Consider the following 19,569-nt stretch of genomic DNA (forward strand, 5'->3'; position numbering starts at 1 on the left):
ACGCCTCATGAGCACCCGCACCGCCCGCCCCAACTTCCTGATCCTCATGCCGGACCAGCTGCGTGCGGACGCGCTCGGCGCCTTCGGCAACGTGCACGCGGACACCCCGCATCTAGACGCGCTCGCCGCGCGCGGCACGCGCTTCAGCAACGCCTACGTCCAGCACCCGGTCTGCTCGCCCAGCCGCGCCTCGATCCTCACCGGCTGGTACCCGCACACCGCGGGCCACCGCACCCTCACCCACCTGCTCAAGGACCACGAGCCGAACCTCCTGCGCATCCTCAAGGACGCCGGATACCACGTCACGTGGGCCGGGATGCGCGGTGACACCTTCGCGCCCGGTGTCACCGAGTCCAGCGTCGACGAGTACGGTTTCTCGACCTGGCCCACCCGGCTCTACGGCGGGGACTACCCCGAGGGCGTCTGGTCCCGGCTGTTCTACCGGGGCCGGGTCCCCGACGACGGCGGGATCGACTTCGACGAGGCCGCGGTGCGCACCGCCGAGCAGTGGCTGCGCGAGCCTCCGCAGGACCGGCCCTGGGTGCTGTTCGTGCCGCTGGTGGCGCCGCACTGCCCGTTCCAGGTGGAGGAGCCGTGGTTCTCCCGGTTCGACCGCGACGCGGTGCCCGACCCGGCCCCGCCTGGCGATCCCTCCGGTGAACCGCGCTATCTGCGTGCCATCCGCGAAGCCCACGGCCTGGACGAGGTCACCCCCGAACAATGGCGCGAGGTCGTGGCCACCTACTACGGCATGGTGTCCCGCCTCGACGACCAAATCGGCCGCACCACCCGGGCAGTTGAGCAGGCCGGCGTCGCGGACGACACCGTCACCCTCTTCTTCGCCGACCACGGCGAATACCTCGGCGACCACGGAATGATCGAGAAGTGGCCGTCCGCGATGCACGACTGCATCACCCGCGACCCGCTGATCATCAGCGGTGCCGGGCTCGGCGAAGGTGGCCAGGAGTGCGACGCGATGGTGGAGATGGTCGACGTCCTACCCACGGTGCTCGACCTCGCGGGCGTGCCCGCGCCCCAACGCCACTTCGGCCGCAGTCTCCTGCCTCTGCTGCGCGATCCGGCGGCTCCGCATCGTGAACTCGCCTTCACCGAGGGCGGGTTCACCCTCGACGAGGAGCCGCAGATGGAGCGCGCGGACTTCCCGTACGACCTGAAGGCCGCGCTCCAGCACCAGGATCCGACCTTGGTGGGCAAGGCCGTCGCCGTCCGGGACCGGGAGTGGACGTACGTATGGCGGCTGTACGAGCAGCCCGAGCTGTACCACCGGGCCGAGGACCCGCACGAGCGCACCAACCTCGCGGGCCGCCCCGAACGCGCCGACCTGGAACGGCGCCTGCACGACGCCGTGCTGCGCTGGCTGGTGGAGACCTCCGACGTCATCCCGGCCGATCCCGACCCCCGCCGGCCCGACGTGGCCCTGCCCGCCCCCGCCGCACCCGCCCAGCCCTGAACGAGCCCCGCACCCACGCAAGGGAACCAACGATGAACCACCCCGATCACCCCGACTACACCGCCGCCGTCGAAGCCGCCCTGGCCCGCCTCGACCTCGACACCAAGACGCGCCTGCTCGCCGGCCAGGACCTGTGGTCCCTGCCGGCCGTCCCGGAGATCGGCCTGGAGTCCGTGGTCATGTCGGACGGACCCGTCGGCGTGCGAGGACCCGCGTTCAACCCCGACGACCCGGCCCTCACCCTGCCCAGCCCCACCGCGCTTGCCGCCACCTGGAGCCCGGACCTGGCCCGCACGGCCGGCCGTGCCCTCGCCCAGGAGGCCCACCGCAAGGGCGTGCACGTCCTGCTCGCCCCCACCGTCAATCTGCACCGCTCCCCGCTGGGCGGCCGCCACTTCGAGTCGTACGCGGAGGACCCGCTGCTCACGTCCCGCATCGGCGCGGGATACGTCACGGGCCTCCAGGAAAGCGGCATCGCCGCCACCGTCAAGCACTTCGTCGCCAATGACGCCGAGACTGAACGCTTCACCGTCGACAACCAGGTCGACGCCCGCGCCCTGCGCGAGCTCTACCTCGCTCCGTTCGAGGAGATCATCGCCACGGCCCGGCCCTGGGCGCTGATGTCCGCCTACAACTCCGTCAACGGCTCCACCATGACGGAGCACCGCCCGCTCCAGATCGGCATCCTGCGCAAGGAGTGGGGCTTCGACGGCGTCGTCGTCTCCGACTGGCTGGCAGCCCGGGACACCATGCGGGCCATCGAGGGCGGACTCGACATCGCCATGCCGGGCCCGTTCACCGTCTTCGGCCCCGCGCTCGCCGCCGCCGTGCGCGACGGCCGGGTACCGCAGGCCACGGTGGACACCGCCGTACGGCACGTCCTACTGCTCGCCGCACGCCTCGGCCTGCTGAAGGACGCCCCACCCGCCGTGCGGCCGGACGACCACCCCGCGCCCGTGGACGGGGAGGCCGTGGCCCGAGAGATCGCCACCCGGTCCATCGTGATGCTGGAGAACCGCGACCGGACGCTGCCGCTGAACGCCTCCAGCACGCCCCGCATCGCGCTCATCGGCCGGGCCGCCCACGACGCCCGCATCCTCGGCGGCGGCTCCGCCACGGTCTTCCCCGCCCATGTGGTCTCCCCGCTGGTCGGACTGCGCGCCGCGCTCCCGGACGACGTAGCACTCGACTATGCCCTGGGCGCCGACCCGGACAACGAACTCTCCATCGCGGCAGAAGAGTTCACGCTCCGTGCCGTCCTGCGGGACGCGCATGGATCGGTTCTCGCCGAGTGCCCGCTGCCGGTCGGCAACCTGCGCTGGACGACCGACACACTGCCCGACGGCGTCGACTTCGAGGCTCTGGACTCGGTCGAGGTCACCGGCACCTTCACGCCACGCGACAGCGGCACCCACCACTTCGGCACGCGTGGCATCGGCGACTTCCGGCTCACCGCGGACGGCAGCGTCGTGTACGAAGGCGTGGACGACCCGGATTCCGTGGACCCGATGGACGCGGTCCTGATCGGCCGCTGTCTGCCGCGCGGCTCCGCGGACCTGGAAGGGGGCCGCCCGGTCACCGTCAGGCTCCTCAACCGCACACCCAAGGGCGCCATCGGCCCGCTGCGCGGTGTCGCCTTCGGCCTCGCCCACCGGGCGCCGGAACGCGACGGCGACCAGCTCATCGAGGAGGCGGTCGCCGCCGCGTCCGCCGCCGATGTCGCGGTCGTCGTGGTCGCCACCACCGAACGCGTCGAGAGCGAGGGCTTCGACCGCGCCACCCTGCGCCTGCCGGGGCGCCAGGACGAACTCGTCGCCCGCGTCGCCGCCGCCAACCCGCGCACCGTCGTGATCGTCAACTCCGGCGCCCCCGTGGAGATGCCGTGGCGTGAGGACGTCGCCGCGGTACTGCTGAGCTGGTTCCCCGGGCAGGAGGGCGGTGCGGCCCTGGCCGATGTGCTCCTCGGCCACGCCGAGCCGGGCGGCCGCCTGCCCACCACCTGGCCCGCCCGCCTCACCGACACCCCTGTCACCCAGGTCACCCCCACCGACGGCGTCCTGCGCTACGACGAGGGCGTCTTCATCGGCTACCGCGCCTGGCAACGCTACGCCACCGCCCCCGCCTACCCCTTCGGCCACGGACTCGGCTACACCGACTGGACGTACGAGCACATCGAGATCACGGACACCACCACGGCCCGCATCCGGCTGCGCAACACCGGCGACCGCACCGGCCGGGAAGTGGTCCAGCTCTACGTCGCCCCCACCCGGCCCGACACCGTGGAACGGCCGGAGCGCTGCCTCGCGGGATTCGCCTCCGTCACCGCGGAACCGGGCGAGGCCGGCACGGTCGAGATCCGGCTTCCCGAGCGCGCCTTCACCATCTGGGACGAGAACACCGGTGGCTGGACGACGATCCCCGGCGAGTACCAGGTACTGGCCGGCCACAGCGTCGCCGACACCCGCCTCTCGGCCGTCATCGCCGTACCCGCCAAGGACGCCTGAGACCCGGCCGCCTCCATGACGGCACTCCACGAAAGGCACTCCACTTCCATGCAGTCCGCCCCGCCCGCCGGGCCTCTCAACGTCCTGTGGTTGTACTGCGACGAGCTGCGCGCAGACGCGCTCGGCTGCTACGCCACAGGCCCCTTCCGCCCGCACACGCCCGCCATCGACGAACTCGCGGCATCCGGAGCCGTGTTCAAGGAGTGCTACACCAACTCCCCAGTCTGCGTGCCCTCCCGCACCGCCCTGCTCACCGGTCAGCCACCCGAGCGCACCGGCGTCTACCACAACGAGGCATACGCCGACGGCTTCCCACTGCCACCGGGCCTGACCACCTTCCCGGAGGTCTTCGCCCGCCACGGCTACCGCACGACCAGCTTCGGCAAGGAACACATCCCGGCCGGGCTGACCCCGTGGCAGTTGCACGACCCCGCCGGCGGCGCCATGCGCGACCCGCTCAGCGGCCGGGACCCGGCGGACTGCGCCCTGACGGTCACCCCGAACGGGAAGACGGTCGTCGCCGGCACGCTCCCCGAAGGACAGCCGTACGGCCCCGCCCAAGTCACGGAGAACGCCGCCGCCTGGATCGCACAGACCCAGGAACCCTTCCTCGTACGGGCTTCCTTCCTCCAGCCGCACACTCCGGTGATCGTTCCGCACGCGTACGGGCAGGTGCACAGGCCCGAGGACTTCCCGGACGTGCTCCCCGGCTCACGGGCGCCGGTGAGCCGGTTCGAGCGGCGCTTCGCCGAAGTCAGCGGCGGCGGCCAGGACGCCGACCCGGCCGTGGCCCGCCGGGCCCACGCGGCGTACCACAACCTGGTCAGCTGGGTCGACGCCCAACTCGCCGTCCTCATGGACGCCTTGCGCGCCAAGGGAGTTGCGGACCGCACCGTCGTCGTCCTCACCTCGGACCACGGCGCCCACCTCGGCGAGAACGGGGCGTACGGCAAACACACCTTCGCCCGCGGCTCCCACCGGGTGCCGCTGATCATCAGCGCACCCGGACGCCTCGCGCGCCAGGTCCGCACCGACCTGGCCCAGTCGCTCGACCTGGCCCGGACCCTGTTCGGGCTGTGCGGCATCGAGGCACCGGAGTCGTTCGACGGACGCGACCTCTTCCACGACCCGGCACCGACCGGGATCTTCTCTACCATCGGCTACGGCGCACCATGGAGCCGGGCCTTCCCCAACCAACAGCACGGAACCTACGACGACGGCCGAGGCTGGCCCCGCCGCTCGTGCATCCGCACCGACCGCTACCGCCTCGACGCCACCGTCCGGATCGACGGCCGCCCACCACGCGACAGCGAGGAGGAGGACCTCGTCCTGATCGACCGCGTCGCCGACCCCGACGAGACGGTCAACCTGGCAGACGACCGTCAACTGGCCGACGTGGCGAAGGACTTGCACGCCCGGCTCCTGAAGAACGCCGCGGATGCCGTGGAAGTCGACGACGACCTGCTCAAGGACCTCGCCCTCAAGACCCTGGCCCGGCACCGGGAGCTGCGGCGTGGCGGCCGTAGTCCGCTGTGACGCACGGCTTCAGGAAGGATCGGACCAGATGTCCATGGGGACGGTGCTCACGCTGCGGCCTGTCGGGTCGAGGATGCGGCCCATGCGCTTGACGAAGCGCAGCGAGACGGCCTGGTCCAGCACCTTCAGCTGGGGCAGTGCGCTGGTGAGGCGGGATTCGAGGCCGCGGGCCTCGGTGAGGGAGCGGAGCCAGACGCTGATGAGCAGGTTCGCCGTACCCCCGGCGAGGCCGATGCACGCCCGGATCTCTGGTACGGCGGCCAACAGTCTGTTCAGGGCGTCGCGGTCGTCGATCCGGGCCTGGGCCCAGATCGAGGTGGAGATCGGCCAGCCGCACAGGGGTTGAGCCACTTCGCAGCGCAGCTCCAGGTCCTCGTTGGCGATGAGGAGGGCGAGACGCTTTCGTACGGTGGTGATCCCGACGCCCAGCTCCTGCGCGAGGTCCGTGAGCGACGTACGGCCGTCGGCCCCGAGGCGCACGCTGAGGAGCCGGTCCCGCGCGGTGAACGTCTGGGGCGTCGACGGCGACCTGGCCGGGCGTTCGGCGGTGATGTGAGCCCGCTGGCGGGGGTCGAGGGCGCGCAGGCGCCAGTCGGTGGCGTGCACGAAGACATGGGTGCCGAGCTGGGTGCGGGTGGCGCTGATTCCGGGGAGTGTGCCGAGGCGTTCGAGCAGGTATGCGGAGAGGGCGGGAAGCGTGGGCATCGACACGGTGAGCAGCAAGTCCCGGCCGCCACTGGTGTGTTCCACGGTCATGACGTGGGGCCACTGCGCGAGGGTGTTGGCCACGTCGAGCGCACGGCCGGCCTCACAGTCCACTTCTACGAAGGCCACGAAGCCCTGGGCGATCTGAGCGCGCCCGGGCTGTGCCGTGATCCACGCGACGCCCGTCTCGGTCAGTCGGGACCAGCGCCGGGCCACGGTGACGGGGTCGAGGTCGAGTACCCGTCCGATGCGCGACCAGGGGGCGCGGGGGTCGATCTGCAGCGTGTTGACCAAGCTGAGGTCGGCCTCGTCCAGTTGCGCCGGTTGAGCATATTCCTGCAAACGATCAGGCATAGAACAAAAATCCTGCGTATTGGATGAGCGTACGTGTCGAGTATCCATCATCACTGGCAACCGAGCGACAGCGAGGCGAACGTCAGTGAAAGGGGACAAGGGTGTCGGTGCGCGAGGACGCGTGGAGTGTGCAGGGTGATCTGGTCCGCCTGCGGCGGGCGCTGCATGCCGAACCGGAGCTGGGCCTGGAGTTGCCGCGCACGCAGGACAAGGTCTTGGCCGCCTTGGACGGGCTGCCGCTGGAGGTCACCACAGGGAACCGGCTGACCTCCGTCACCGCGGTCCTGCGGGGTGCCCGTCCCGGTCCCACGGTGCTCCTGCGCGGTGACATGGACGCGCTGCCCGTCGCGGAACGCGCCGATCTTCCGTACGCCTCCCGTACGGAGGGGGTCATGCACGCCTGCGGTCACGACCTGCACACGTCCATGCTCGTCGGCGCGGCGCAGCTCCTCAGCTCTCGCCGGGACGAGCTCGCGGGCGATGTGGTCTTCATGTTCCAGCCCGGCGAGGAGGGTCAGGACGGCGCCGGCCACATGCTGGGCGAAGGGGTCCTTGAAGCCTCCGGTGAGCGGCCGGTGGCCGCCTACGCACTGCACGTGACGTCAGGGGTACTCCCGAGCGGGATGTTCGCGACCCGCCGGGGCCCGATCCTCGCGTCCTCCGACAGCCTTCGCGTGACCGTCCGCGGTGCGGGTGGTCACGGCTCGATGCCGCACGTGGCCAATGACCCCGTACCGGCGGCGTGCGAGATGGTTACCGCGCTGCAGACGTTCATCAGCCGCAGGTTCGATCCGTTCGACCCCGTGGTGCTGACCGTCGGCGACTTCCACGCGGGCACGGCCGCCAATGTCATTCCCGACGAGGCCCGGTTCACAGCGACCGTACGGTCGTTCTCCGCGTCGTCGCACGGCCTGATCAAGGACGGCGCCGTGCAGGTGTGCCGGGGTATCGCGGCCGCCCACGGCCTCGATGTCGAGGTGGACTTCGCCGAGCTGTACCCCCTCACCGTCAACGACGCGGCCGAAGCCGAGTTCGTCGCCGACGTGGTGGCGGAGGTGCACGGAGAGGAACGGTTCGCGTGGGCGCCTCGGCCGGCCACCGGGTCGGAGGACTTCTCCCGGGTGCTGGACGAGGTCCCCGGCGCGTTCGTGGTCCTGGGTGCCTGCCCGCCGGACCGGGACGTACAGCAGGCCCCGTACAACCACTCGCCGCGGGCTGTCTTCGACGACCGCGTGCTCGGGGACGGCGCCGCGCTCTACGCCGAACTCGCCCTGCGGCGACTGTCGAAGGCAACGTCGGCCCCCGCCTCCTGACCACTCCGTCCGCGGCTCCCACCCGCCGCGTCCCTCGCACCGCCGCACCGCCGTACACAGCTCGTCCACGCTGTGTCTCGTCCCCCAGGAGGAACCCGTGCCCAACCATGCGCCCTCGGCCAACAGACCCGGCACGCCCGGCACCACGGTGAAGAGCGCCCCAGCCCCGTCCCGGCTCCACACCATCATGAGCACCGGCGTGGGCAACGCCCTGGAGTGGTACGACTGGAACGTCTACGCGATCTTCACCCCCTTCTTCGCCTCGCAGTTCTTCCCTTCCGCTGATCCGACCTCGGCGCTCCTGAGTACCCTGGCCATCTTCGCCGTCGGCTTCCTCATGCGTCCCCTGGGCGGCCTGGTCTTCGGCCGGCTCAGCGACCGCAAAGGGCGGCGTGCGGCGATGGTCGGCTCCATCGGATTGGCCGCCGCCGGAAGCCTCCTGATCGGCCTCGCACCGACCTACGGCACGATCGGCGTGGGCGCCTCCGCCCTGCTGGTGTTCGCGCGACTCGTCCAGGGCCTGGCCCACGGCGGGGAGCTTCCCGCGGCCCAGACGTACGTCGCGGAGATGGCCCCCCGCGAACGGCGCGGGCTCTGGTCGAGCCTGATCTACATCTCCGGCACCTGCGGCATCATGGTCGCCACCGTGATCGGGGCGGTCCTGGCCTCCTTCCTGAGCGAGGACCAACTCCACGCGTGGGGCTGGCGGGTGCCCTTCGTCATCGGTGGACTTCTGGGCCTGTACGCGCTGATCATGCGGCTCCGCCTGGAGGAGACCGAAGCCTTCGAGAAGCAGGCCGACACCCCACACGACGAGCCGCGCCCTTCCGTGTGGCGGGGCTTCTGGGAGAACCGGGCGGCGTGCCTGCGCGTGATCGGCCTCACCCTGGGCGGAACAGTCGTCTACTACACCTGGGCCGTCTCCGCTCCCGCCCAGGCCATCTCCCTCAAGGGCATCGACGCATCATCCGCGCTGTGGGCGGGAGTCCTCGCCAACCTGGTCTTCCTCGTGACGCTGCCCCTATTCGGGTCACTCTCCGACCGCGTCGGCCGCAAGCCCGTCCTGTACGGCTCCTACATCGGCGGAGCCATGCTGGCCTTCCCCCTGAACTGGTTCATCCAGGACCAGGTCTGGCAACTGGCCGTATCGATGACGACGGCCATGCTCTTCATGTCCGCAGGCGCGGCGATCACCCCCGCGGTGTTCGCGGAGATGTTCCCCACCCGTCTCCGCACGACAGGCGTGGGCTTCCCCTACGCGATCGCCGTGGCCGCCTGCGGCGGCAGCGCGCCGTATCTTCAGACGTGGCTGACCAGCACCGGGAAGGGTGACCTCTTCCTCGGCTACACGGTGGTCCTGCTGCTCCTCGCCCTGGTCGTGGTGCACCGGATGCCCGAGACGAAGAACACCGACCTGACGTGACACCGAAGAACACCGACGTCCAAGGACCTCGAGAACGGAGCCGTACTGTGCCGAGCCTGATCAGCAGAGCGATGCCGACCGTGGTGCGGCTCCGTGGCGCCAAGAAGGTGCTCAGCTCGGCGGAGGCCGTCCGGAAACAGGCCCTCGCCCGTTCCCTCCGGCCGACCGGATACGCACCGCCGCCCGGACTGGAGCGCACGGTCGACCTCGCCGTACGCCGGGTGGCCGGATGGCCCGTCTACGACGTCACCCCGCACGGCACTCGCGACTCCGGACGGCGGGCCATCTATCTGCACGGCGGCGCGTACATCAACGAGATAGCACCCCAGCACTGGAAGCTGATCGCCCAGGTGGCCGTCGAGACCGGCACCCGGGTCACCGTGCCGATCTACCCCCTCGCTCCCCTGGCGACCGCGGCCGAGGTGGTGCCGGCCGTCACCGACCTGGCCGCCGAGATCCTCGGCGAAGGGGCCGACACGGCGCTCAGTCTCATCGGAGACTCCGCCGGCGGCGGAATGGCCCTCGCCGTCGCCGTCCATCTGCGGGACCGAGGACAGCCCGCGCCCGCCCGCACCGTCCTCATCTCCCCCTGGCTGGACATCAGCCTGACCGATCCGCGCATCACCCTGCTCGAGGACCGCGACCCCTGGCTCGCCGTCCCAGGTGCGCGCTACGCCGGGGGCCTCTACCGCGGCGCGCTCCCCATCGACCACCCGCACGTCAGCCCTCTGCTCGCCGACCTGACCGGGTTGAACCCGATCACGCTGTTCAGCGGAACCCACGACATCGTCAACGCCGACGCACGGCGACTGGCCGCCCGCGCCACGGCCGCGGGCGTCGAGCTGGACTTCCACGAGGCGCCCGAGATGCTCCACGTCTACCCCCTCCTGCCGATCCCCGAAGGCAGAGCGGCCCGCGCCGCCCTCTGCGCCGCCCTGCTGAGCTGACGCGGAACGACCATCCGGTCTCATCCGTATGCACGGGCATCCACCCGGCGCGGACATACAGGAGGGTGCCGCCCACCCTCCCTTTAGGCGGCGCCCACCCCTGACTCCGCAGTACGTGTCGAGCACCAGCAGTTCGACGGACTCGTCCGCGGCTTCTACGGCATGGACCACCTCAGCCCGGCCGGCGGCGAAGCAACAGCATGGATCAATACCGCTCTCAAGCGTCTGATCGGCTGAGACCGAACCGGATCCCTCCTCACCTCCACCAGCCCGCTCTCGGAAGGCAGTTGCCGTGAACATCCCTCAACCCGATCCGCTCTGGCCGACGTACGACCAGCCGGGCGACCTGAAGACGATCGAGTCCCTCGCACTCGAGGATCGCGGCCTGCCAGGTTCCACCTACGACGTTCTGGCCCGCGCCGCCATGCTGTGGCCCGACCGGCCGGCTCTCACCGTGCTGCCCAGCGCGGAGCAGTGGACGCGCGGCGAGGCCGTGGGCTTCGCCCAGCTGCGCGACCAGGTACACCGCATCGCGAACCTGTTCCACCAGCACGGTGTCCGCCGTACCACCGCCGTGGGCCTGCTGACCCCCAACACCGGCCTGCTGCCCGCCACGCTCCTGGCCGCACAGCTCGCGGGCATCGCCGCACCCGTCAACCCTTCCCTCGCCGCCGAGCACGCCGAACGCCTGCTGGGACTGGGCGGGGCAAGGATCCTGGTCGCGGCCGGACCCGAACTCGACCCCGGCGCATGGCGGACGGCCCGCACCGTGGCGGCGTCGCTCCGCTGCTCGGCTCTCTTCGCGCTGCGCCCCGTCGGCGCGCCCTGTGCCGCGCCCGCTCTGGAGCCGGTCGAGGGGGTCGAGGTCGCCTATCTGCACGTCGCGGCCGCCGCCCAGTCGGCGGATCTCCGTCCCGGGGTGGTACCCCCGAAAGCCGGTGACCTGGCCGCGTACTTCCACACCGGCGGCACCACCGGCGCCCCCAAGCTGGCCGCGCACACCCACGCCAACGAGGTGACCGACGCCTGGATGATCGCGGCCAACAGCCTGTTGGACTCCGGTTCCGTACTCTTCGCCGGGCTGCCGCTGTTCCACGTCAACGCCCTGGTCGTCACCCTGCTGGCACCGCTGCTGCGCGGTCAGCACAGCGTGTGGGCCGGTCCCCTCGGATACCGCGAGCCGGTGCTGTTCAAGGTCATCTGGAAGATCGTCGAGCACTTCCGGATCGCCACCATGTCCGCCGTTCCGACCGTCTACGCCGGACTGGCCCGGGTACCGCTCGACGCGGACATCACATCGCTGCGCTTCGCGATCGTCGGGGCGTCCCCTCTGCCGCCGGCGGTACGCGCGGCGTTCGAGGACCACACGGGCGTCCCCCTGTGCCAGGGGTACGGGCTGACCGAGGCCACCTGTGGCAGCGCTCGAAGCTTCCTGCGCGAACACCAGCGCCCCGAGGCGGCGGGCCAGCGCATGCCCTACCAGCAGGTGAAGACGGTCCGGATCGACAGCGACGGCCAGTGGCACGACCTCCCTCAGGGGGAACCCGGCATCCTCGCCATCAGCGGCCCCACTATCTTCCCCGGCTACGTCGTCGGCCACGCCGACGGACCGCGCATGGACAGCCTCGGCAGCGTGCGCGACGGCTGGCTCAACACTGGTGACCGCGCGCGCGTGGACGCCGATGGCTTCATCTACCTGCGCGGCCGCGCGAAGGACCTGATCATCCGCGGCGGCCACAACATAGACCCCGCCGTCATCGAGGACGCCCTCCTAGCCCACCCGGCCATCACCGGCGCGAGCGCCGTCGGCCGCCCCGACCCGCACTCCGGCGAAGTCCCCGTCGCCTACGTCACCCTGACCCCCGGCGGAACCGACACCGGCACCGACGAACTGATCGCGTTCGCCGCACGACACGTACCCGAGCGAGCCGCGGCCCCCAAGGACGTCATCGTCCTGTCGGCGCTGCCCCTGACCGACATCGGCAAGCCCTCCAAGATCCCCCTGCACCTCGACGCCACCCGGCGCGCCTTCTCCAGCGCTCTGGCCTCCATCGGCATCGCCTACTCCCACAAGGAGATCCGATGCGACCTGGCCGACGGCCGCCCGACGGTATCCCTGCCTCCCGTCTCCGACCCCGACCTACGCCGCCGGATCACGGGCCAGCTTGCCCCGTACGGCGTGGACTGGGCGTTCGCCGACTCCGGAAGCGACTGAGACTGGCCTGCCGTATCGGGCGGCAGCTCCGAGGGTTGAGGAAACCAGTGGTCTACGCCAACTTCTCCTCGGTGCATGATCAGCTGTTCCCCACACGGACGTTGAGCCGTGGGACGTCGACTGATCGACCTGCGCTTCGAACTCACCCAGCCGGATACCGAATTGGCCCGCACCTCGTTCGACAGCCCGTAACCTGCCCGTCGCAGTTCCACGTGCTGCGTGAACGCTTCGAGATGGCCGACCGACTGCCTCCGGCATGAGGACAGTTCTGCCGACCTGTGCCATGTGGTATCTCGGTGGCCCACTCGTCAGCACCCCGGGCAGCACGCCAAGATCCGGACCAGACGCGGACCAACTCGGCGTCACACCATGCAATTTCCCCCTAAGTACAGGTCAGAAGCGACTAGGGCCGTGTACCACCAGCAGACGAAGAATCTTCTTGTGTCGTACTCGGCGAAGAAGCTCGGCTTCTTCTAGACACCCGAAGAGAGGCGTCTGACCTGGCCTTTTGCCAGACAGACGCCTTTCGTTCGGACCGCTTGCAGCGGGTCCTGGATTGCGCTGTGACTCCCAGTTCCTCCCGCGGGTATCCCACGCCTGACCAGCAGTTCCGGTCTATTTCCGGTCCAAGACCCGGCTCACCCGGCCGCGCCGGGTGGTGGAGCGGACGTTGATCTTCAGTTCGGCGGTGTCGGGGATGACGTTCTCCTTCGTACCCGCGTGCAGCGAGCCGACGGTCACCACGGCGGTGTGCGAGGCGCCGATCTCCCGGGAGACCACGGTCTGCAGGCGCATGACGACGGCGGCCGTCCTGACCACGGGGTCGATGGTCGTCTCCGGCGCCGATCCGTGGCCGCCCCGGCCGAAGAGGGTGACCTTCAGGCTGTCGGAGGCCGCCATGGTCGGTCCCGGGCGGGTGGCGATGAGGCCGGCCGGTGCGGGCGGGACGTGCTGGCCCAGGCAGACGTCGGGGCGGGGGAAGCGGTCCCGGAAGCCGTCGTCGATCACGAGGGGCGCGCCGCCAACCTCCTCCGCGGGTTGGAAGACGGCGAGGACGGTACCCTGCCAGGATTCGCGGTGCGCGGCGAGTTGGGCGGTGGCGCCGAGCAGGCAGGCGACGTGCATGTCGTGCCCACAGGCATGCATGACGGGCACCTCGTTGCCGTCCGGGTCGGTGCCGGTCGCGGTGGAGGCGTACGGCAGTCCCGTCTCCTCCTTCACCAGCAGGGCGTCCATATCGGCGCGGAGCAGGACGACGGGGCGGCCCCGCCATTGGCCAGGACGCCGACGCCTGCGGTGTCGCCGATGCCTTCCGTGCCGCCGATGTTCTCGGTGACCTGCCAGCCCTGGCGCGCAGCCGGTCGGCGACGGCCTTCGCCGTACGGAACTCCTGGAAGGACAGCTCGGGGTGGGCTTACAGGTCCTTGTACAGGGCCAGGAGTCCGGGGAGTTGTCCGTCCAGGCCGGCGAGCATCTCGGTGACGGCGGAGCCTTCAGTGGGCCGGGCGGAAGGGTCGGTGCCCATGCTGGTTCCTTTGCGGGGTTCGTCGGGAGGATTGCCCGGCCCATGGCGGCGCGGAAGGCGGTCTCGTCCTGGGGAGTGAGGCAGGCCATCACGGCGGCTGTCACCGCTCCGACGGCGAGGAAGGCGAAGGCGACCTGAAAGGAGAACGCGTCGGCGAGCGCGCCCACGGCGGGCGGGGTGACCATTCCGGCGATCTGGCCGCCCAGGACGATCATCGCACTGCCCGTGCCGACGTACGACGCCGGAAGGCCGCGCAGCGGAACGGCGAAGATCGGCATGTGGGTCAGGGAGGCGCTCAAGACGGCGAGTGTGCCGAAGAGGATGAACCCGGTCAGTGACGAGGAGAACGCCATGACCGGCAGGGCCAGCGCGGCGACCGACATGCAGGGCACGATCACTCTTCGGTGGTGTCCCTGGAACCGGTCGGCGAGCCGCCCGCCGATGATCGTCGCCGTCGCGGCGGCGAGGGCGGGGAGAGCCATCAGCGCACCCGCCGTGGATCGCCGACTCGGAACTCCTGCAGTTCCTGGGGCCGACCCGGCTCATCGACATCGCCGCGATGGCGGGCGGAATGATTCCGCCCGACCGGCTGCGCCCGGTCGCCCAGGGATTCGCGAAACTTTGAAACCCGGCAGCAAGACCCACCGATGAGGACCGGTGAACGCCGGTGACGGGGCGGCCACCCCGTCACCGGCTTGGCTACCTCTGGCCTGGCTCGACCTCCTGGTGACGAGCACGGTCACGCCGACAGAACCTCGCGCATGTGCATGAGCACCGGCGCGGGGCCCTGTCGATCCAGTTGGAGAGAGTCAGTTCTGAGAGTCAGTTCCCCTCGACCTCGAAAGTGCGCAGCAGATCGGCAGCGACGCTCACGGCAATCGTCGCGGGTTCCTTGCCTGTGATGTCCGCCAGCCCGATCGGGGTCTTGATCCTATCGATGGTGGCATCGTCGTGACCGCCCTCGGTGGCGAGGCGGTTGCGGAACCGCACCCACTTGGCCGCCGACCCGATCAGCCCGATGGAGCCGAGATGGGTTGTGCGCAGGGCGGCGTCGCACAGAGCGGCGTCCTCCGCGTGATCATGGGTCATGATCAGGACGTGGGTGCCGCGCGGCAACTCCGCCAGCACCTCCTCGGGCAACAGCAGCGTGTGATGCACGTGCACCTGCCCCACCGCGTCTGCCAACACGCCGAGCCGCTCCTCGGTGAGGATGTCGGAGCGGGTGTCGATCAGATGGAGGTCGAGGTCCTGACGCGCCAGAATGCGTGCCAGTTCCAGCCCGACGTGCCCTACTCCGAAAATCGCCACCGCCCGTACCACCGCCAGGGGTTCGAGCAGCACCGAGACCGTGCCGCCGCAGCACTGCACGCCGTGCTGGTTGGTCACCTTGTCGTTCAGGGCGAAATCAATCAGCTCCGGCTCCGGCTTGGACGCGGCGATCATCTCCCGGGCCCGATCGATCGCCACGGCCTCGACATTGCCGCCTCCGATCGAGCCCCACGTCTCGGTCTGCCCCACGACGAGTTTCGCACCGGCGTCGCGCGGGGCATGTCCCCGCACGGTCGCGACGGTCGCCAGCACGCCGGGCTCCCGGCGTGCTCGCAGCCGTGCGACCGCGGCGACCCACGTCATGTCAGGCACCGCTCAGCGTTTTTGCTTCGTTTCGGATCTTGCCGTCGGCTGCGTGGCCGTTGGTGGCAGAGCCGTTGTGCGCGAGCCCGTTCCGGGAGACATCACCCTGGCGAGCTGCCTGGATCGCCCAGTACACCGCTTCCGGCGTCGCGGGCGAGGCCAGCTCGACGCTGACCCCGGTCGGCCCGAACGCGGCGGCGGCCTGCCGCAACGCTTCGCGCACCGAGAACGCCAGCATCAGCGGGGGCTCACCCACCGCCTTGGACCCGTACACCGCGCCCTCTTCGGTGGCGTTCTCAAGGAGCGTGACGTTGAACTCCTCGGGCATCTCCGAGAAGCTCGGCAATTTGTAGGTGCTCGCGGCCTGGGTCAGCAGCCGGCCGCGGTTCGGCCCCTCCGTGGCGTCCCAGCGCATGTCCTCAAGGGTCAGCCAGCCCGCGCCCTGCACGAAACCGCCCTCGACCTGACCGATGTCGATCATCGGGGACAGGCTGTCGCCGACGTCGTGCACGATGTCCACCCGCCGGATGCGGTACGCGCCGGTGAAGCCGTCCACTTCCACCTCGGCCGCCGCGGCGCCATGGGAGAAGTACTTGAACGGCGAGCCCCTGAACGTCTTCGCGTCCCAGTGCAGTCCCTCGGTCCGGTAGAAGCCGGCCGCCGACAACTGCACTCGCTGCAAGTACGCGGTGCGCACCAGGTCGTCCCAGGCCAGCTCCTTGTCGTTGCCCAGCGTGCGCGCGACGCCCTCGACGATGCGTACGTCCGAGGCGTTCGACCCCAGTTGGGTGGCGGCCACCTGCCGCAGCCGCTCGCGCAACTGCTCGCAGGCGTTCTTCACCGCCGCACCGTTGAGGTCCGCCCCGGCGCTGGCGGCGGTGGCGGAGGTGTTGGGCACCTTGTCGGTACGCGTCGGGGCCAGCCGCACTTTGTGCAGCGGGATGCCCAGCGTGGTCGCGGCCACTTGCAGCATCTTGGTGTGCAGGCCCTGGCCCATCTCGGTGCCGCCGTGGTTGATCAGTACCGAGCCGTCCTTGTAGATCAGCACCAGCGCGCCGCCCTGGTTGAAGGCGGTGAGGTTGAACGAGATGCCGAATTTGACACCGGTGACCGCGAGGGCCCGCTTGGCGTGCTGGTGCGCGGCGTTGAAGGCGGCGATCTCGCGCTTGCGGTCGGCGATGCCGCCGTTGTCCAGGGTCTTCTGCCAGACGGCGGAGATCCGTTCGTGCTGGACGACCTGCTGTCCGTACGGCGTCGACTGACCCTGCTGGTAGAAGTTGCGCTCCCGCAGATCCATCGGATCCAGGCCGAGCAGCGGCGCGCACCGGCCCATGATGTCCTCGATCACCAGCATGCCCTGCGGTCCGCCGAAGCCGCGGAAGGCGGTGTTGGAGACCTTGTTGGTCTTGGCGATGCGGCCGGCGATACGCGCGTTGGGGATCCAGTACGTGTTGTCGATGTGGCACAGCGCTCGGGCCACCACCGGCTCGGAGAGGTCCAGGCTCCAGCCGCCGTCCGCGGTCAGAGTGGCGTCAAGGGCCCGGATGCGGCCGTCGGCGTCGAAGCCGATCCTCCACGTGGCGTTGAACCCGTGCCGCTTGCCGGACATGGTCAGGTCCTGCGTCCGGTTGAGCCGCAGCCGGACCGGCCGACCGGTCAGCTTGGCGCCGAGCGCGGCAATGGCCGCGAACCCGTGCGGCTGCATCTCCTTGCCGCCGAAGCCGCCGCCCATCCGCAGACACTGCACGGTCACCTCGTGGCTGTGCAGACCGAGAACGTGCGCGACGATCTCCTGGGTCTCCGAAGGATGCTGGGTGCTGCTCTGGACGAACACCTGCTCGGCCTCGTCGATGTGGGCCAGCGCCGCGTGCGTCTCGAGGTAGAAGTGCTCCTGGTCGGAGAACTGGAACTCGCCGGTGAACACGTGCGCCGAGTCGGCGAAACCCGCGTCGACGTCGCCGGTCAGCATCATGGGCCGGGCGCCGTGGAAACTGTCTGCCGCGATGGCGTCCTGCAGCGTGACCACGGAGGGCAGTTCGTCGAGGTCCACTTCGACGGCTGCCGCTCCGAGTCGGGCCGCCTCAAGGGTCTCGCCGAGCACCCAGGCGACCGCGTGGCCGTGGAACATGACCTCTTCGGGGAAGAGCGGTTCATCGTGCTTCATCCCGGCGTCGTTGACGCCCGGCACGTCGGCACCGGTGAGCACGCGGACCACGCCGGGCACGGCGAGCGCGGGCTCGGTGCGCAGCGCGGTGATCCTGCCATGGGCCTTCATCACCTGGACCGGGTACGCGTGCAGCACGTCCTTGGTGCGATGAACCAGGTCGTCGGTGTAGAGCGCGGTGCCGGTGACGTGCAGGACAGCGCTCTCATGCGGCATGGAGACGCCGACGACAGGCTTTTCGGGACGCTCGGACAAATGGCTCATGACGGCACCGCCTCGGTGGTCTGTGCGTGCAGCTTCAGCAGGCTCTGGCCGAGCATCGCGGAGCGGTAGTCGGCGCTGGCGCGGTGATCGTTCATCGGCGTGCCCTCGGCCCGCAGCACCAGGGCCGCGGTCTCGACAGTCTCTGCCGTCCACGGCTTGCCCTCAAGGGCCGCCTCGGTGGCCAGGGAGCGGATCGGGGTGGCGGCCACGCCGCCCAGGCCGATACGTGCCTTGCGGACGATCCCGTCCTCGATGTCGAGTGCGAAAGCGACCGCGACGCTGGAGATGTCGTCGAAGCGCCGCTTGGCGATCTTATGGAAGGCCACGACCGGCGACAGCGGCAGGGGAATGCGCACCGCGCGGATCAGCTCGCCGGGGCGGCGCACGCTCTGCCGGTAGCCCGTGAAGTAGTCCACCAGCGGGACCTCGCGCTCACCGTCGGCGTCGGCGAGCACCACCGTTGCCTCAAGGACGAGCAGCACGGGCGGACTGTCACCGATGGGCGAGCCGGTGCCCAGGTTGCCGCCGAGGGTCGCACCGTTGCGGATGAGGCGGGATGCGAACTGCGGGAACAGCTCTGCAAGGAGCGGGACTTCACCGCCGAGGCGGCGTTCGATCTCGGTGAGCGTCAGCGCCGCCCCGATCACTATGCGGTCGGACTCGACGCGCAGCTCCCGCAGTTCGGGCAGCCGGTCGATGGCGACCACGCAATCCGCCCGCCGGGATCGGATGTTGACCTCGACGCCCCAGTCCGTGGAACCGGCGACCACTACCGCGTCGGGATGCTCGCGCAGCAGCTGCAGCGTTTCGGCCAGGGTGCCCCTGCGCAGGAACGCGCTGCCGTCCTGGGTGTACTCGGTGGCGACCGGTGCGGGCGGGGACTGCTCACGACGTTGCGCCAGCGGGTCCTCATCGGCGGGCGTACCGACGGCGAACGCGGCATCGCGAATCGGGCGATAGCCGGTGCAGCGGCACAGGTTCCCGCTCAGCGCGTGCAGATCGAAACCGTTCGGTCCGTACTCGACGTCGGTGCCTTCGGTCGCGCCCGTGCTACCGGTCGAGTCCGCACTGTCGGCCGCGTCCGCCTGGGCGCAGCGGTTGGGCCGGTAGTACTCGGCGGCCATGCTGCAGATGAATCCCGGTGTGCAGTATCCGCATTGGGAGCCGCCACGGACCGCCATCTCCTCCTGCACCGGGTGCAGCGTGCGCGGTGTACCGGGTTCGCCGACGGTGGCGAGACCTTCGGAAGTGACGATCTCCTGACCGTCGAGGGCCGCGGCCGGGACCAGACAGGCGTTGACTGCCACCCAGTCGGTCGGCTTGTTCACACCGGGACGGGCCACCAGGACGGAACAGGCGCCGCATTCACCCTCGGCGCAGCCCTCCTTGGTGCCGGTGAGACCACGCTCACGCAGGAAATCGAGCGCTGTGGTGTGGCACGCAGCCGGGTAGATCGGTGTTTCTTTCCCGTTGACCGTGATCCGCGCCGCTGTCATGACAGGCCTTCGTTTCGTTG

General features: G+C 70.2%; 12 protein-coding genes and 1 pseudogene. 7 read left to right on the plus strand and 6 right to left on the minus strand.

Features of this window, described 5'->3' with window-relative positions:
* The first annotated feature begins 7 nt into the window (after nt 1–7).
* From OG698_RS05680 to OG698_RS05690, 3 genes are read left to right on the plus strand one after another with little or no spacing between them, the layout of a single operon-like run.
* Nucleotides 8–1,471: a sulfatase-like hydrolase/transferase gene (locus tag OG698_RS05680; RefSeq protein ID WP_406101806.1), complete on the plus strand. Its 1,464-nt coding sequence runs from the start codon at nt 8–10 to the stop codon at nt 1,469–1,471.
* 32 nt (nt 1,472–1,503) lie between these two features.
* Nucleotides 1,504–3,975 carry a beta-glucosidase gene (locus OG698_RS05685; protein ID WP_406101807.1) on the plus strand — a complete coding sequence of 824 codons (2,472 nt, stop codon included), beginning with the start codon at nt 1,504–1,506 and terminating at the stop codon, nt 3,973–3,975.
* Nucleotides 3,976–4,023: 48 nt separating this feature from the next.
* On the plus strand, nt 4,024–5,511 hold the full coding sequence (locus tag OG698_RS05690) for a sulfatase (protein WP_406101808.1): 1,488 nt from the start codon (nt 4,024–4,026) through the stop codon (nt 5,509–5,511).
* Nucleotides 5,512–5,520: 9 nt separating this feature from the next.
* On the opposite strand, the gene OG698_RS05695 is transcribed toward OG698_RS05690, so the two are convergent.
* The gene (locus tag OG698_RS05695) at nt 5,521–6,570 is read right to left on the minus strand and encodes an Lrp/AsnC family transcriptional regulator (RefSeq protein WP_406101809.1); all 1,050 of its coding nucleotides are present in this window, start codon (nt 6,568–6,570) and stop codon (nt 5,521–5,523) included.
* 101 nt (nt 6,571–6,671) lie between these two features.
* Between OG698_RS05695 and OG698_RS05700 the strand changes: the two genes are divergently transcribed.
* The 4 genes from OG698_RS05700 (at nt 6,672) to OG698_RS05715 (ending at nt 12,468) form a co-directional block, all read left to right on the plus strand.
* Nucleotides 6,672–7,883 carry a M20 family metallopeptidase gene (locus tag OG698_RS05700; protein WP_406101811.1) on the plus strand — a complete coding sequence of 404 codons (1,212 nt, stop codon included), beginning with the start codon at nt 6,672–6,674 and terminating at the stop codon, nt 7,881–7,883.
* Nucleotides 7,884–7,980: 97 nt separating this feature from the next.
* Nucleotides 7,981–9,306: an MFS transporter gene (locus OG698_RS05705; RefSeq protein WP_406101812.1), complete on the plus strand. Its 1,326-nt coding sequence runs from the start codon at nt 7,981–7,983 to the stop codon at nt 9,304–9,306.
* Nucleotides 9,307–9,353: 47 nt separating this feature from the next.
* The gene (locus OG698_RS05710; protein ID WP_406101813.1) at nt 9,354–10,253 is read left to right on the plus strand and encodes an alpha/beta hydrolase fold domain-containing protein; all 900 of its coding nucleotides are present in this window, start codon (nt 9,354–9,356) and stop codon (nt 10,251–10,253) included.
* A gap of 292 nt (nt 10,254–10,545) precedes the next feature.
* Nucleotides 10,546–12,468, plus strand: a complete 1,923-nt coding sequence (locus OG698_RS05715; protein WP_406101814.1) for an acyl-CoA synthetase — start codon at nt 10,546–10,548, stop codon at nt 12,466–12,468.
* Nucleotides 12,469–13,083: 615 nt separating this feature from the next.
* Here the strand turns inward: OG698_RS05715 and OG698_RS05720 are convergent.
* The 5 genes and pseudogenes from OG698_RS05720 to OG698_RS05740 all read right to left on the minus strand — a co-directional run bounded on the left by OG698_RS05720 (nt 13,084) and on the right by OG698_RS05740 (nt 19,549).
* Nucleotides 13,084–14,082, minus strand: a complete 999-nt coding sequence (locus OG698_RS05720) for an amidohydrolase (protein WP_406110865.1) — start codon at nt 14,080–14,082, stop codon at nt 13,084–13,086.
* Nucleotides 14,068–14,481 (minus strand): annotated as a pseudogene (locus OG698_RS05725) (MFS transporter); the annotation flags it as partial. The pseudogene OG698_RS05725 and the gene OG698_RS05720, both read right to left, overlap by 15 nt.
* A gap of 334 nt (nt 14,482–14,815) precedes the next feature.
* Complete coding sequence (gene xdhC, locus OG698_RS05730) at nt 14,816–15,625, minus strand: xanthine dehydrogenase accessory protein XdhC (protein WP_383083024.1); 810 nt, start codon at nt 15,623–15,625, stop codon at nt 14,816–14,818.
* A 1-nt stretch (nt 15,626) separates the two neighbouring features.
* Complete coding sequence (xdhB, locus tag OG698_RS05735) at nt 15,627–18,053, minus strand: xanthine dehydrogenase molybdopterin binding subunit (RefSeq protein WP_406101815.1); 2,427 nt, start codon at nt 18,051–18,053, stop codon at nt 15,627–15,629.
* The gene (locus OG698_RS05740; RefSeq protein ID WP_406101816.1) at nt 18,050–19,549 is read right to left on the minus strand and encodes a xanthine dehydrogenase small subunit; all 1,500 of its coding nucleotides are present in this window, start codon (nt 19,547–19,549) and stop codon (nt 18,050–18,052) included. The genes xdhB and OG698_RS05740 overlap by 4 nt, the downstream gene beginning before the upstream one ends.
* Between the last annotated feature and the right edge of the window lie 20 nt (nt 19,550–19,569).

The sequence above is a fragment of the Streptomyces sp. NBC_01003 genome, assembly GCF_045162695.1.
GTDB lineage: Bacteria > Actinomycetota > Actinomycetes > Streptomycetales > Streptomycetaceae > Streptomyces.